The sequence below is a fragment of the Brasilonema angustatum genome (assembly GCF_059505445.1).
In genome coordinates, this window is sequence record NZ_JCACKO010000125.1 from 64,454 (window position 1) to 79,739 (window position 15,286).

A 15,286-nucleotide genomic window follows, 5' to 3' on the forward strand; every position below is an offset into this window, starting at 1 on the left:
AAACTAAAGCGTACTGAATAACATTAGAAAATAGAGTTTGGAGGCTTCAATGGACGTAATTATATCAACAGACCAACGTTATGATGGTACACCCGATGGCGCTGTTTGGTCACCAACAAATGGTGCATATCCTTTCTGGCTGCGTTACTTAGAAGTTTTTGATAATGTGCGTGTAATGGCACGAGTGCGTCCAGTTTCTTCTGTACCATCTAATTGGCAACGTGTTGATGGTGAGAGAATTTCGGTTGTACCTATTCCTTACTATATTGGACCAGTGCAGTATTTATTAAAAGCGCTACAAGTTCAACAAGCTGTAAGTAAAGGAGCTAATTTAAATGATGCGATTATTCTACGAGTTCCATCAAACGTAGCTAATTGCATCGAATATTGGTTGCGCCATACAGGTCATCCCTATGGTTTAGAAGTTGTCGCCGACTCATACAATTTTTTTGCCCCAGGTTCTGTAAAACATCCTTTGCGTCCTTTTTTTCGTCGGTGGTTTACAAATCGATTACAAAAACAATGCGCTCAAGCTTCTGCTGTTTCTTTTGTTACAAAAGAAGCTCTTCAACGTCGATATCCTCCTGGTGAAAAAACTTATTCAACTTTCTATTCGGATGTTGAATTATCTAATGAAGCTTTTGTTTCTTCCCCGCGTTTACCTCATCCTGATTCAGATAAATTCACCCTCATTACCGTTGCATCTATGGATCATTCTTCTAAAGCTATAGATGTACTAATTGACGCTGTTGCTATCTGCGTTAAGCAGAAATTAAATCTAGAGTTAATCTTAGTTGGAGATGGTAAATACCGAGGAGAACTAGAAGCGCAAACCGCAAAGCTGGGAATCAAAGAACGTGTATTTTTTCGCGGTAAATTACCCGCAGGTAAAGCTGTATTTGAACAGTTAGATAAGGCAGATGTGTTTGTGTTGGCTTCCCGTCAAGAAGGTTTGCCTAGAGCAATTATTGAGGCTATGACGCGAGGATTACCCTGCATTGGCTCTAATGTAGGAGGCATTCCGGAACTATTGACAGCTGAAGATTTGGTACAACCAGGTGATGCAGTTGTATTAGCAGCGAAAATTCAGGAAGTAATTACAGTTCCAGAACGGATGATTCACATGTCAACCCGCAATTTAGAAGCGGCAAAACAATATAAAGACGATTTTTTGAGAGAACGTAGATTGGAATTTTATCATTATGTCAAACAAACGACAGAAGCATGGCTAAAAATCAATAATTGAATAAATGACATAAAGATATGCAAGGTAAAAGTTATCTTTTTCTAGATTATGAATAGCAAAAAAAAAAGAGTCATACTTTATTTAATCACTAAATCAAGTTTAGGTGGAGCACAGGGAAATGTTTATGATTTGATTGAAAATTTTCGTGCAGATTATGAAGTTCATCTTGGAGTAGGTAGTACAGGGCCGTTAACAGAAAATGTTAGTAAGTTGGGAGTAATTGTACACTTTATTTCAAATATGACCCGTGAAATTGACTTATTCAAAGATTTGCTAGCGATAAAAGGATGTATATCATTAATCCATAAAATCAAACCTGATATTATTCACACACATAGCAGTAAAGCTGGATTTGTGGGACGTGTAGCCGGAAGAATTTACAAAATTCCGACTGTATTTACAGCACATGGTTGGGGCTTTTCTCCTGGAACACCGAAGCAGCGTGGGAACATTGCGTTAATAGCGGAAAAATTATTAGCACCAATGACTGCAAAACTGATTTGCGTTTCTGAGAACGATCGCCACTTAGCTTTAAACCTTGGTGTTGGTAATCATGATTCCTTAGAAATTGTTCGTTACGGCATCAGCAATCAGTTAGTTCCAATTGCCAATCCCTCACAGCAGCCACCTCGAATGCTTATGGTAGCGCGTTTCAACGAACAAAAGGATCAGGCTACTTTACTCCAGGCAATTTCCTACTTGCCCACTTCTGTACACCTTGACTTAGTTGGCAGCGGTCCGTCTTTGGAATCTTGTAAAGCTTTGGCGCAGTCTTTGGGAATTGGTGATCGGATTTCTTTTTTAGGTGACAGAACAGATGTACCCGATTTATTAGCCCAATCTCAAATCTTTATTCTCAGTACCCATTATGAAGGTTTACCTATCAGTATTCTAGAAGCTATGCGTGCTGGTCTACCTGTTGTGGCAACTAGCGTCAATGGTATTCCTGAAGAAGTTGAGCATGGTAAAACAGGTTTACTAGTACCGCGCAAAGATGTACAAGCACTTGTTAACGCATTGCAAACTTTCATTGAGTCTCCTGATCTTCGTCAGCAAATGGGTGAAGCGGGTAGACAAAAATTTAAGCAAGAATTTACAGTTGAGCGAATGATAAATGAGACTAAAGCAGTATACGAGGAAATACTCAAAGAACAATCAAAGAAATTCTTATTTAGTATATTCCCATATTAAGTAATTAACGCAAGTTGCTAGTTAGTACCCTTTAATCGTAACATATTGATACAAAATTACAGGTTCTGCGTATTGATAAGCACTAAAATTTAAGACTTTGTACTTAAAGAGAGGCGCTTTTTTATAACTAGCAACTTGAGTTAATTAATAAAAGTGGGTTTAATACTAATTATTTTCCAACAACAAGTTTAATTTAGTCAAAAACTACCTATTATTCACAGCTTAAGATGACATGAAATTTTTAAAAAATAGTATTAAAGAAGTGCACTATACATTAGTGAATAGTTTGCCTATTTCCATAGTGAACAAACTGCCATTAGGGGCATTAAATAAGAGCGGAACCTGGTCGATTGGCATTTATTCTGGCGAATCTCCTTTTGATTTAGCTAATTTTACGGACGCAAAAAATCCGGTATTGACTCGTAGAGATGTATCAGATGCCAGAGCCGCATTTGTTGCAGACCCATTTATGATTAAAGTCGGGCTAACCTGGTTCATGTTTTTTGAGGTTTTAAATCAAAGTACACGTCGAGGAGAAATTGGATTTGCAACTAGTGAAGATGGAGCTAGTTGGAAGTATCAACATATTGTCATTGTTGAGCCATTTCACTTATCTTACCCATACGTTTTTGAATGGAATAATGAATATTACTTGATTCCAGAAAGTTATCAAGCAAACTCAATCCGACTTTACAAAGCATCAAAGTTTCCCACAGAATGGAGTTTCGTTGGCAATCTTCTTAATGATGGATTTTTTCTAGATTCGTCTATTTACCGTTATGCTGACAAATGGTGGATGTTTGCTGAAACTAATGCTGATCACAAATATGATACCCTGCGTCTTTACTATGCAGAGGATTTGCTCGGTTCTTGGTTAGAACACCCAAAGAGTCCAATTGTCAGTAACAATGCACACATAGCTAGACCAGCCGGTAGAGTTTTGGTGATGAATGATCAGATTTTTCGTTTTACCCAAGACTGTCAGCCAGCTTATGGTACTCAGGTAAGAGCATTTGAGATTACCGAGTTAACGACTACAAGTTATCAAGAAAGAAAAATTGAACAAAGTTTAGTGTTAAAACCGAGTAGTTATGGTTGGAATAGTGGTGGTATGCACCACATCGACCCTCATTTCATCCATGACGGAAAATGGATTGCTTGTGTAGATGGTCGAGGTTAAATCCTGATATTAATATGCTTTTTAATAGGTTCACATTCGCGGATTAAAACTAGCTCCCGTCCTCCGAGTAAAAATCCATACCACAGAACGCCCGCAATCTCGCAGCACTCGCACCAGGGTTTCTGACTTGTCCCCTCGCGAAGGAACCTCTACAGGTGTAACCGCAATTCCGTGACTGCCCAAAACTATGGATGCGATCGCCCTTGCCCTCCTCATGTGATAATCCGATGTAATCAGATAAATATGTTGTAACTTCTGAGCAACAAAATCTTCTACCAAACTCGTGAAATTAGTCACAGTATCCGTTGCTCTACCATCCAAGTGCAACTGCTGATTCGGAACACCAAACTTTTGAAAAATGCGGCGATTAATATCCAGGTTCCAAGCGTAATCAGAAACCCAAATATCTAAATCAGTGTGCTTTTGCCAAAACTCACCAGCAAACTCCATTCTCTGGGAAGCACTCCCCAATACAAAAATAGCTTGCGGTACAGGTGCTTGATGGAGTGCAACAGCAATTCTAACGGGAATAATACTAGTTAAAAAAAAGCTGGTGATCACAACCAGCCCCAGTAACTGGAGAAAAAAGTGACTTTTAGAAATTTTGTATCTCATCCAACAGCCTTTCAAATTCTTGGATAGAAGCGATTGTAATAGACTGTTTAAGTAACCTTTTGAGTACAGCAATATCCTTGATTTCTTCAAGGCGATTCTCGTTCCGAGACGCTGCGCTAACGCTCAATTGTGCTGGTACTACTTCAAACCGCGTCTCTAAAACCTCAATCACCGACTCACGAGCATTTTTCACCATTCCATCTCGCTCAAAACCTGTAATATAAGGCATCCGATTTCCCTCCTGAGTTCGCCTCAACTCTTCTTTAAAGCTACCCTCCAAAGCTTCCGGTAAAACCATCATCCACTCAATTAACCGGAGAAAAAAGTGACTTTTAGAAATTTTGTATCTCATCCAACAGCCTTTCAAATTCTTGGATAGAAGCGATTGTAATAGACTGTTTAAGTAACCTTTTGAGTACAGCAATATCCTTGATTTCTTCAAGGCGATTCTCGTTCCGAGACGCTGCGCTAACGCTCAATTGTGCTGGTACTACTTCAAACCGCGTCTCTAAAACCTCAATCACCGACTCACGAGCATTTTTCACCATTCCATCTCGCTCAAAACCTGTAATATAAGGCATCCGATTTCCCTCCTGAGTTCGCCTCAACTCTTCTTTAAAGCTACCCTCCAAAGCTTCCGGTAAAACCATCATCCACTCAATTAACCGGAACAACTCCAGAATCTGATTTCTAGTATAGCCACGCTGGTAAAGCCCCCGCACCAAGCTTAACTTTGTATGAGTTGTGTTGGCATAGCCTGCGCGTAGCGCATAAATTGCTGGAGTCCACCAAACCCGGTTTCTGTTAGAAACCGGGTTTCTAATTTTTCACAAATGATTTAGGACTACTATATATTCTTGAAAATCGGAGCGATCGCTTCGCTTGCCTCACGTGCAAAGCGCTCAGCATGAGCGTGAGGCAGATCGCTTCACAGCATGACTTCGTATTTGAGCGATCGCGCAGAGCGCAGACGCGCCTGAGCGTATCGCCATCCTCCAAACTACTCACTTACTGGTAGATAAACTTGCCGCAATTGTTCTACTTTAGCCACAGTTTCTGCTGTAACTCTTTATCTAAAAAATCTGGTTTTCGTGTCCAGTCTATTTCCTCATGTGCTTGAGGAAAAAAGAACAACATAAATTCTTCAAAATATAGTTGTAAAATGTCTTTCCAAGGTGAATCAAATTCGGTTTGAGGGTTGGTCATCTGATTTCATATTTTGGATTGTTTTGTTGATTGAATTTGGCAGCTTCCTGTAGCGATCGCTTAATAATAGCGTCGCGGTTCCTCTTAGGAACTAGGATGTGGCGAATGATTGTGTCTTTCCCCTACACCCTCAGCTTTAATCAACACTCCACCCGTTGCAACTGTGCAACTCTTGGATCGATAATTTTTTGCCCCAAACTATCAAATTTAATTGCCAAAGAAACTTTATTTCCCGCACCAAAAATGTGAGTAATCTCTCCAATACCAAAGGCTTTGTGCAGAACTTTTTCGCCGACTTGCCAACTAGCAGTAGTGTCTTGGTTTCGTTTGGTTGTACGTTGGGCTGTGCTACCACCAGTACCTTTTGTATAAGCTACACTCCTTTTTTGTTGAGTCATTAGTAATTCTTCGGGTAATTCGTCGAGAAATTGCGATCGCAAAGCAGGTTCCCGTGAACCATAAAGGCGGCGTTCGCGGGCGTGGGTTAAATACAGCCGTTCTTGGGCGCGAGTAATCCCCACGTAGCACAGGCGACGTTCTTCTTCCAAAGATGCTGGATCGTTCATTGAACGGTAGTTAGGAAATAGTCCTTGTTCCATGCCCACCAAGAACACAACAGGAAACTCCAGCCCCTTGGAGGCGTGTAAGGTTAACAGCGAAACTGCTGTTTCTCCTTCTTTTAAGTTATCCAAATCAGAACTGAGGGCGGTACTGGCGAGGAAGGCTTGCAGGTTCACATCTTCGTTCTCTTCTTGAAATTGCAGCACAGCGTTGAATAATTCTTGGACGTTTTGCAACCTGTCTTCTGCTTCATCTGTACTCTGAGTTTCCAAGTCTTTAATATATCCAGAGTTTTCCAACACCCCTTGCACAAGTTCAGAAATTGGAACCGTCTCTATTTGTTCTTGGAAATGACGAATCATCTGGGCAAAGCCATTAACAGCTTTAGCAGAACGTCCTGCCAATGTATTAACTGATGTTTCATCAATCAGTATTTCCCACAAAGTTGTGCCTAATTCTTGAGCGGCGTTTACGAGTGCGTCGATGGTGGCTTTACCAATTCCGCGCCGAGGAGTATTAATCACTCGCAATAAACTGAGTGTATCAGCTGGGTTGACGATCGCCCGCAAGTAAGCCAGGACATCTTTAATTTCTTTGCGATCGTAAAACTTTATCCCTCCGACAACTGTGTAGGGAATTCTTAATCGCACCAATAATTCTTCAAACGGTCGAGACTGAGCATTGGTACGATAAAGTATGGCAAAACTTCCCCAATTTATCTCTGGATGCTGATTTGCCAAAGAACGAATTTGATTAATCACAAAATCTGCTTCTGCAATTTCATCATCGGCTTTGTAAGAAAAAATCTCTTCACCTGCACCTCTTGTTGCTTTGAGGATTTTATCAATACGTTGGGTGTTGTTTTCAATCAGTTGATTTGCTACTTGTAGAATATTTTCACAAGAGCGATAATTCTCTTCCAACTTCACCATCGTGCGGGTATCGTCGTCTGGTAAACCATCGCCAAAATCTTGTTGAAAGTCCAACAAGATGGTGAAGTCTGCCATTCTAAATGAGTAAATCGATTGATCTGCATCACCTACCACGAAAGTGGAACGATTTGTCCAGTCCCAATCAGTCTTTTTGGTTTCGTTATTCGTCGTCAAAAGACGGATGAGTTCGTATTGAGTGCGGTTGGTATCCTGATATTCATCTACCAGGATATGGCGAAATTTATTATGCCAATAACCTAAGACTTGCTCGTTCTGCTGAAACAATTTTACAGGAACGAGGATAAGATCATCAAAATCGAGGGCGTTGTTCTGTGCAAGTCGGCTTTGATAGTGATTGTAAACTTCTGCAATCACCCGTCCGCGATAATTGGGTTGTTCTGTCTCAAAGTCTTTGGGTGATAAGCCTTGGTTTTTGGCGTTACTAATGGCGTAGCGCACAGAACGAGGTTCAAACTTTTTATTGTCCAGATTAAGTTGTTTGGTGACGATTTCTTTCACCAGGCTTTGGGCGTCGGACTCGTCAAAGATGGAAAAATTCCGCGTCCATTGGCGTCCTTTTTCGTCTTGGTATTTGTCGATGTCAAAGCGGAGAACGCGAGAAAGCAGACTGTGGAAAGTACCGCACCACATATCTTTGATGTAATTTTTCCAGACTTTCGACTTGAGCTTAGTTTGTTCGTATTCTGGCAATAAATCAAACCGCTCGTTGTATTCTGTTATTGCTAGGCGATCGGCAAATAATTTTTGAATACGTTCTTTCATTTCCCGTGCGGCTTTGTTGGTGAAGGTTACCGCCAGGATATTTTCTGGATCGACACGATGTTGCAAAATAAGATTAGCAATGCGATAAGTCAGCGCTCGTGTTTTGCCGGAACCCGCACCAGCAACAACGAGCAAGGGACCGCAGTGATGTTCAACAGCGCGACGTTGACTGGGGTTAAGGTGACTGAGGAAGTCTGTGGTTGTTGTCATGGGTATGAGAAGTTCGGAAGGACTGAGCAGCAGGTATCGCTTAGGTTTAAATTATAGAGAAAAGGTAGCTATTGCTTAGGCTACACTATCCTAGCCAAACTCAGTCAATATATTGTTTATAGCAGGGAACGCTTAACAGGGAACAGACTTGAAAGTCTCTTGATGAGCGTGTTTTCTCATTAGTTCGTGTCCTAATCTACCTGGCGACTGCTATATCTGTGTGCATCTAGGGATCTGCGAAGCCATCGCCCCTCCAGGGGAGATCTCACTTACAAAGCATTACCACTCACTTTGTATTCTCAGATACAAGAAAATTTAACACAACATCTATCAATCTATAGATAGTAGATGTATTGTTTCATACAGTTAAATGATTGAGAAAGCACGTCTTAACAAGGAATGTTTTGTCTCTCTCCTGTGTCATTTTTTATGACTACTTGGGAGAGAGCATTTTTTCTTTTGCCAAAAATCGCAGACGCTTCAATTCAACCTTCTTTGTTTGTCTAATAACAGTTGGTTGTTGGGATTTTGCAAGATTCATTCACCATTTCACTTGTATTCCCCAGCACGCAGATTCTTAATCTGAACTCTGACTTTTGGAGGGAGTAAAGCTAATTGGACGAAGATACGATGATTGCATAGAGCCATATCCAATAAATGAAGCGTAATAAATTCTGAGACGACTTGTTCATACACCCTTTACGGGTGTTTTTTATGGCATGGCAGATGATTTTATTTATCCACCACTCTTTTGCACAAACGATGCTTAAGACTCCTCTATCATCCCTCGCAGAATTGGCTTGTGAGGGTATTTTCTTTTTGGTGGGGAATTTCAGTAAAAAGTTTATTTCATTTTCAACTCGCCCGGAGGTTTTTGAACAGTTACAAACCATTACCAATTAAAATGAAAGGTGCCCAATAATAGGGATGACTCAGACGATTAGCGACTTTTGCTGGTAGATTCTGGCGTGTAGATTTAAGAATTCCTCTGTCTTGATCTTGAGTTATCCCTGAATAGTCGCCTGTAATCATTGCAACTTGCGCTTGACGTAAAGCCTCAGCTTTACTCATTTTCCCTTGGCTTAAGAAGGCGTAAAAAGCATCCATTAAAGCTTGTGTACCGCCATCACTCACAGACCATAAAGATGCGATCGCAGCTCTTGCTCCTGTACGCTGTACTTGATAGCCAAAACCTAAAATTTCTTCTCCCTTGCCTATTTTGTCACTGACTGCTGTTTCACAAGCACTCAACACAACCAAATCTACATTTGGCAAAGATAACTTTTGAATATCAGGTAGGGTAACTAAACCACCATCACCCATTAAAATAAAAGAGTCTTCCGGCTTACCGTTGACAAAAAAGGCGTGAGTCGCCATATGAATAATTGTATACACATTTAAATAAGGAATCATTGCTTGGCGATTAAATTCATTATCTAAAAGTGTTTTAGTTCCTGGCATCATAGTAGCAAGATTTTCAACCTCTGCTCCTGCATATTCTAGTGCTTTAAATGGTAATGAAGTAGACTCTAATTGTACGACGTGACGCTGTGTAGTCGCCCCAGCCAAAACTTTGATTTGCGGCAAAGGTTGAGTATCAAGATCTGTTAAACTCAAAGCAGTAATATTGTTAGTACGGAAGCGCTGCGCTAACCATTGTTTGCCGTCATATAAAGCAGCTAGGGGAAGATAACGTAATGCTCCATCCGGTGCATAAATAATTGTTTTGGCATCGGCATTTGCTAAGTCTTTTTCTATCGGTTGAATTAACAATTCATACAGCTTTTTGGCGGAAACTGTGGCGTTCGATTCGGGATTTTCTAAAGCACTACGAAAATCTACAATGAGCCGATTGAGTTCTTCTTTTTTAATAGGAACACTACGATGGATTGGTGGTGTATTTGGAGTCGTTAGTACGAGTTCCAGACGATTGTCTAAAACCAACGGATACAGCAAAACGGCGTTTTGGTTAAGACGCTGCAAGTTGTCGCGCAAGCTGTTAAGACTATCCAGTGGTATAATCTGTTGTGCCGTTTTTGGGGTAAGCTGTCCTAACCAAGCATTCACTTCTGGGCTATCAATAAATTGGTTAAATTCGGTGAGAAGATTTGCCTCCAGTGTTACGATTTTTTCTTTGTCTTGCGGTTTTCTATTAGTTGGTGGAATTTTTTGCAGTTCGCCGAGTTGTCTGCTGATTTGAATTTGTTTATCGGCTATAACTTTCAACCCTTGATTAATGGACTGTTCTGGAGACAGCGACTCAACTCCTTTAGCTGTTCTTTCATTACCCCGAACATCATGCAGATAATCGTCTAGTTCTTGGATTTTAAGTAAATCCAAAACTTGCTGTGCTTCTAGCACTCGATCTTGTCGCAGAAGTAAGTCAGCTAAACGTCGATAGATATCAGCAACGGTTGCTGTGTAAGATTGCTGTTGTTCTTGTGAAAGCGATCGCAATTGTGTGCGTATAGCTTCAGTCACATTCACAGATTGCTTGTAGAAAATAATTGCCAATTGTGGTTTGTTTTGCTGCGCTAGTAAATCACCAATGTTGGCAAGGGTAATTCTTTGGGCAGTTCTATCACCAATTTCTCGACTCAATAATAATGCTTGCTGATATGACGCTAATGCTTGCTGATACTTACGCATACCTTTGTAAGCGCTTCCCATACTATCAAGAGTACGCCCAACGACAGCACGATCACCCACTTGTTGCAGAACACTCAACGCTTGCTCAAGAGATTCTAGTGCTTGCGAATACTGTTCCAATTGTTGATAGACAAAGCCGATATTGTTAAGAGTACTGCCAATTTTTGGTTGATTACCAATCTCTCTAAAGTTGGCTAAAGCTTGCTGATAGTAATTTAGAGCTTGAGAATATTTATTCATCTTGTTGTAGGCGAACCCAATATTATGAAGAGTTGTGCCTTCGCCTAACTTATCGCCATTTTTTTTCCAAATTGTTAAAGCTTCCCGATAAAACTTGATGGCTTGAGGATATTGACCGAGTTCGCTGTAAACAAGTCCAATATTATTAAGGTTATTAGCTTCTTCTACAGGGTCTTTAGCTTTTTTAACATTAACTAAAGCTTGTTGAAAAAACTTGAGCGCTTGGGAATATTGTCCTGTTTCGTAATAAACTCCACCAAGACTATTGAGGGCAGATCCGACTCCTAGTTTATCTTCAATTTTTTCCATTAAGGAAAGGCTTTGCTGATAGTATCTCACTGCTTGAGAATACTGCCCCATAGATTGATAAACTAACCCAATATTATTGAATATACTTCCAGTTGTTTCCTGTTCTTCTTGGTTGGGAATTTTGCCAGCGCCTATTTCTCGATTTTTCGCCAATGCTTGCTGATAAAATTTTAGTGATTGCGGATATTGACCTAGCTCTCTAGAAACTGCTCCTAGACTATTAAATGTGTTACTAATATTTTTTTTGTCATCTATTTCTTGATAAATAATTAGCGCTTTTTGATAGATTTCTAAGGCTTTTTGAAACTGATCGTTATCATATTGGTCAGCTGCTTGGTTAGATAATCGATCTGCTTCTATCTTCAGGTTTTTAGATTTTTTGGTTTGTAAGAGTGTTTTAGAAGAATCACTCACAATTTGAGAACGAGAATCTACAAGTGATTGTTGTCCTTCGTAAACTGAAGCCTTTAACAAGCACAAAATAATTCCAATTGTACCAAAGCGAATTAAAAGAGATAAGTGCATGAATCAAGTTTTTATATATTTTAAAATAAAGAGTTGCTTATTAATCAAATAAGCAACTTCAACACTTAGTTATTAAATTTTTTATGGCAAAAGATTGAGATGCACCTGTAAAAACTTTCTCAAAATCGCATTCAGTCATGAAAATGTAGATTTATTAAGTTTTCCTTTACTTAGGACGTTTTATCTTTGAACGATTAGCCAATATACCACTAGCAGCAGTTAAGTTGATTTTAGAATTCCCAGACTTATCTGTGCCACTAACAGTCAGAATCTTGCTTTGAGAAATAAGATAGGAGATGAGAGTAGCAACAGTCTCTTCACCCACGTCCTGATAGAGTTCTTGTGCTTGTTGGTAAGATTTTAAAGCTTCTCCTAACTGTTGATTAGCTTGTTCTAGTAGTTTTTTGGCTTCCGCTTTACGAATATCTTGATTCGGGTGTAATGTTTGGTCAGTCATTTGTCATACTCCTGTTGTTGGGTGATTTATAGAACAGATTAAACTTCACCTAAAGACATATATGTATACCAACAGAAATCACACCATTCCGGATGCTAAGTTAAGTCAACGTTGAAAAAGGTAAATAGAGTCTTTGCAATGACTTGCTTATCTTTTTCTTGGAAACGCCAAGAGCGCGAACAGAAAGCCGCCTCCCTTGTCTACACTCAGTTTGCCTTGTATGCGTAGCCGCGCACTCGCGTTCCTAATTACATTTTACGCTTAATTAGATTGAGCTACTAATCAGTGTCTTAATTTCTAACTTACGCAGTAGGTTTGTTTGTTTTCAGTTGATTTATCTGCTCATCTAGTTCTTCTACTCTTTGCTTATTACCTAAAGTTTTGTAACTATCTCGTGCTTTATTGAACCAATTTTTACCTGCTTTTTGGTCCTCTATTGCTATATACAAATTTCCCAAAGCTTCCGCAATCTGTGCTTGCTGTAAGACATCCTTGTTAGCTAGTGCTAATTTGTGTGCATTTAAATAATTAGTCTCAGTTAGCACATTAACTCCTGTTTGCCAGTAGAGATAGCCAAGCTTTCGATAGACGGAAGTTTCTTTAATACCACTACTTATCAAGCCTTCTAGTGTCTCAATAGCCTCTGATTTTAAGTCAGCACCAATATAAAAAAAAGCACTTTGTAAACCTTTTACTTTGTCAGAAGCTTTTTGATTGTTTAGTTGCATCATGCTTGCTTTCACAACTTGTGCTTCTTCTTTGGAGAGAAGGCTAAAACCTCGTGCATTTGGTTTTTCATCTGTTGACAATTTACCGTTGTCTGCTTTAACAATCAGTAAATATTCCACACCTGTTTCTAGTCTTGGTTCTCCTGGATACACCACTTGATTAGTACTCACTTTTGTTTGCCAAAGAACCGAACCAGCTTTTTGTAAACTGACATCATAACTTTTGACACCTAAAACTTGATTCCAACGTAGCTTCGGCTTGTCAGTCAGTAGCAACGTTCGGCGGGGACTGATAATGTAGGGAATATCAGGGTTACTCGGACTGCGAGGATCACCACTTTGAGCGATTGTGCACTGAGCAATGGGTGTTTGACTAACTTCAGTGCTAAATGCTGGTGGTAAAATTGGTTTTACTAGTATCAAAAGCAAGAAGCAAGCAGCAACAAAACAAACGAAAATTTTCGTTTTTGTACTCTTTACTATCCTGTTTTTTGGTAGTGCACTTAACTTCATTATTGAGTCCTTTGGTTTTTAGAAGTGGAAGATAACTGTAATCTTTCCCTCATTTTTTTCCCGGTTCGTTAACTTCATAATTGTTATATTTCCTTGATTTTTTTTGCTGCTTCATCAACCCACTGTTTTTCTTCTATCGTTTTTGATTGGCTAGATATGCACTTTTTCCAAGCTGAAAGTGCTTCTTGCCTATTATTTTGCTTTTCTAAAACTTTACCTAGGAGACAATGCGCTGCAGCGCGATCGCCATTAATATTGATTGCCTTTTGAAGAGAGTTTTTCGCCTCTTGATAACGCCCAAGTTCTAAATATGCCCAACCTAAATTTTTCAACATAGCGTATTTCACTTGATTATCGTCAGCAATTGACAGTCCTTCTCGCAGTAGCATCACTGCTGTTGTATATTGTTTATTGAAAATCTGTAAACGTGCTAAATTGTTGTAAGCTTTATCGTCACGCTTATCCACCGCTTTTTGATACATAGTCCGAGCTTGCTCAAAGTTATTTTTATCTTCATAAAGCAAGCCTAAGTTGTAATCAGCTTCTGATAGTTTTGGGTTTAACAATAGAGCTAATCGATAATATATTTCGGCTACCTCAAAACTTTTCTGACTGTATTTCGTATAACCAAAATTGTTGAGACTCAATGCTAATTCGGGTGTAATTGTCCAGATTTTAATACCTCCACCAAGCAAAACTAAACACCCAGCAAGGAAAAATTTTAACCGATGTTTTTTATAAAATTTAGCCTGTGTTTTTTTCGGTTTTTCAACGAGTTTTTTATCCGATTTCTGTTGAGGATAAAATGTATTTTGTACTAAACGCTTCAGTCCTAAAGTACTGACTACAAACCCTGTTTCTGGTGGTAAGGTTTCTGGTGGTAAGGTTTGTGATCCATCTTCAGATAGTGGAAACTCGTGTTGATTGCCTTGAAGATAATCTAAGATTTCCTGGCAATTTTGAGGTCGCTGTCCAGGAAAAGGAGCTATGAGGCGGTCAATTAAGTTTACTAGTTGTGGCGAAACACTCGTTGCTTGGTCACGCCAAATCAGTTGTCCTGTTTGCGAGTTTGTAGGAAAATCGAGAGGAGATTTTCCTGTGAGCAAACAGACAAAAGTTCGCCCCAAAGCAAAAAAATCTGACTGTGGGACAGCGTGACCTTCAGCTTGTTCTGGAGGTGTAAATCCAGGAGAAACAAGTACAGTTCCAGTTTGTTTGCCTTGTTCTTTTTCTAAATAAGAATTTGTGAGTTCCCTAACAGCACCAAAGTCAATCAGCACCAGTTGCCCATCAGGTCTGAGCATGATGTTAGGTAGTTTTATATCTCGGTGAAGGTATTGATGCTGATGCAGTACCTTAAGTATTTCTACTAATTGAATTAACCATTCGTGAGCTTGTTCTGTGGTGAGTGGTTGATTTTCTCTGGCTTGCAACCACTGTTGCAAATTTGAACCTGGTATTTTTTCCATCACAAGACAGTGGAATGGTTCAGCATTACCATCAGACCAAGTAAAATACCCATCTGACTCTATACGCGGGATACCAGAGTGCTTTAAACGACGTAGTAATTCAGCTTCTCGTTGAAATAGGGCGATCGCCTTTTGTTTAATTGTTGGATTATGAAAGCGCTCTAAGCTCAAAACTTTTAAAACTTTGGAGGTACCGCCATCATCCACTTCAAACACTTTACCAAAACCACCGCCACCAATTAGAGAGACAACTCGGTAGCGTCCTTGAAGTAACATTCCTGGACGAATCATGGTGACTATCATCATGGCTCAGTCTTTGCTCCACAAAACTGAATTATCAATCCCCATACTCCAGGCCCGAGAGCACCGAAACAAGGACTGCATAACGCCCTTATTCACGCCTGGGCGCAGTGGCTTGTCCATCTGCGGTTCAAAAATTTCAAATTCGTTATGACTTTTGAATTTTAGCGCA

At 39.8% G+C, this 15,286-nt stretch carries 11 protein-coding genes and 1 pseudogene; 3 read left to right on the forward strand and 9 right to left on the reverse strand.

Annotation, left to right across the window (positions count from 1 at the left end):
* The first annotated feature begins 49 nt into the window (after positions 1-49).
* The 3 genes from AC5JM2_RS21225 (at position 50) to AC5JM2_RS21235 (ending at position 3,617) form a co-directional block, all read left to right on the forward strand.
* Positions 50-1,246 carry a glycosyltransferase gene (locus AC5JM2_RS21225; RefSeq protein WP_495836818.1) on the forward strand — a complete coding sequence of 399 codons (1,197 nt, stop codon included), beginning with the start codon at positions 50-52 and terminating at the stop codon, positions 1,244-1,246.
* 48 nt (positions 1,247-1,294) lie between these two features.
* Positions 1,295-2,437, forward strand: a complete 1,143-nt coding sequence (locus tag AC5JM2_RS21230; protein ID WP_495836819.1) for a glycosyltransferase family 4 protein — start codon at positions 1,295-1,297, stop codon at positions 2,435-2,437.
* A gap of 262 nt (positions 2,438-2,699) precedes the next feature.
* Positions 2,700-3,617: a glucosamine inositolphosphorylceramide transferase family protein gene (locus AC5JM2_RS21235; protein WP_495836820.1), complete on the forward strand. Its 918-nt coding sequence runs from the start codon at positions 2,700-2,702 to the stop codon at positions 3,615-3,617.
* 30 nt (positions 3,618-3,647) lie between these two features.
* On the opposite strand, the gene AC5JM2_RS21240 is transcribed toward AC5JM2_RS21235, so the two are convergent.
* From AC5JM2_RS21240 to AC5JM2_RS21280, 9 genes and pseudogenes are all read right to left on the reverse strand, one after another.
* A complete protein-coding gene (locus AC5JM2_RS21240; RefSeq protein WP_495836821.1) occupies positions 3,648-4,232 on the reverse strand; it encodes a YdcF family protein in 585 nt (194 codons plus the stop codon).
* The gene (locus tag AC5JM2_RS21245; protein ID WP_495836822.1) at positions 4,213-4,584 is read right to left on the reverse strand and encodes a hypothetical protein; all 372 of its coding nucleotides are present in this window, start codon (positions 4,582-4,584) and stop codon (positions 4,213-4,215) included. The genes AC5JM2_RS21240 and AC5JM2_RS21245 overlap by 20 nt, the downstream gene beginning before the upstream one ends.
* On the reverse strand, positions 4,565-4,954 hold the full coding sequence (locus AC5JM2_RS21250; RefSeq protein WP_495836823.1) for a hypothetical protein: 390 nt from the start codon (positions 4,952-4,954) through the stop codon (positions 4,565-4,567). The genes AC5JM2_RS21245 and AC5JM2_RS21250 overlap by 20 nt, the downstream gene beginning before the upstream one ends.
* Before the next feature lie 334 nt (positions 4,955-5,288).
* A pseudogene (locus AC5JM2_RS21255) lies at positions 5,289-5,438 on the reverse strand (cytosolic protein); the annotation flags it as partial.
* Positions 5,439-5,578: 140 nt separating this feature from the next.
* Positions 5,579-7,924, reverse strand: a complete 2,346-nt coding sequence (gene pcrA / locus AC5JM2_RS21260; protein WP_495836824.1) for a DNA helicase PcrA — start codon at positions 7,922-7,924, stop codon at positions 5,579-5,581.
* An 882-nt stretch (positions 7,925-8,806) separates the two neighbouring features.
* Positions 8,807-11,647 (reverse strand): CHAT domain-containing protein, encoded by a 2,841-nt coding sequence (locus AC5JM2_RS21265; RefSeq protein WP_495836825.1) that lies wholly within the window; start codon positions 11,645-11,647, stop codon positions 8,807-8,809.
* A 166-nt stretch (positions 11,648-11,813) separates the two neighbouring features.
* A complete protein-coding gene (locus tag AC5JM2_RS21270) occupies positions 11,814-12,104 on the reverse strand; it encodes a hypothetical protein (protein WP_495836826.1) in 291 nt (96 codons plus the stop codon).
* Positions 12,105-12,406: 302 nt separating this feature from the next.
* Complete coding sequence (locus AC5JM2_RS21275) at positions 12,407-13,345, reverse strand: hypothetical protein (protein ID WP_495836827.1); 939 nt, start codon at positions 13,343-13,345, stop codon at positions 12,407-12,409.
* Between the two features lie 83 nt (positions 13,346-13,428).
* A complete protein-coding gene (locus tag AC5JM2_RS21280) occupies positions 13,429-15,120 on the reverse strand; it encodes a protein kinase domain-containing protein (protein WP_495836828.1) in 1,692 nt (563 codons plus the stop codon).
* Positions 15,121-15,286 lie beyond the last annotated feature (166 nt).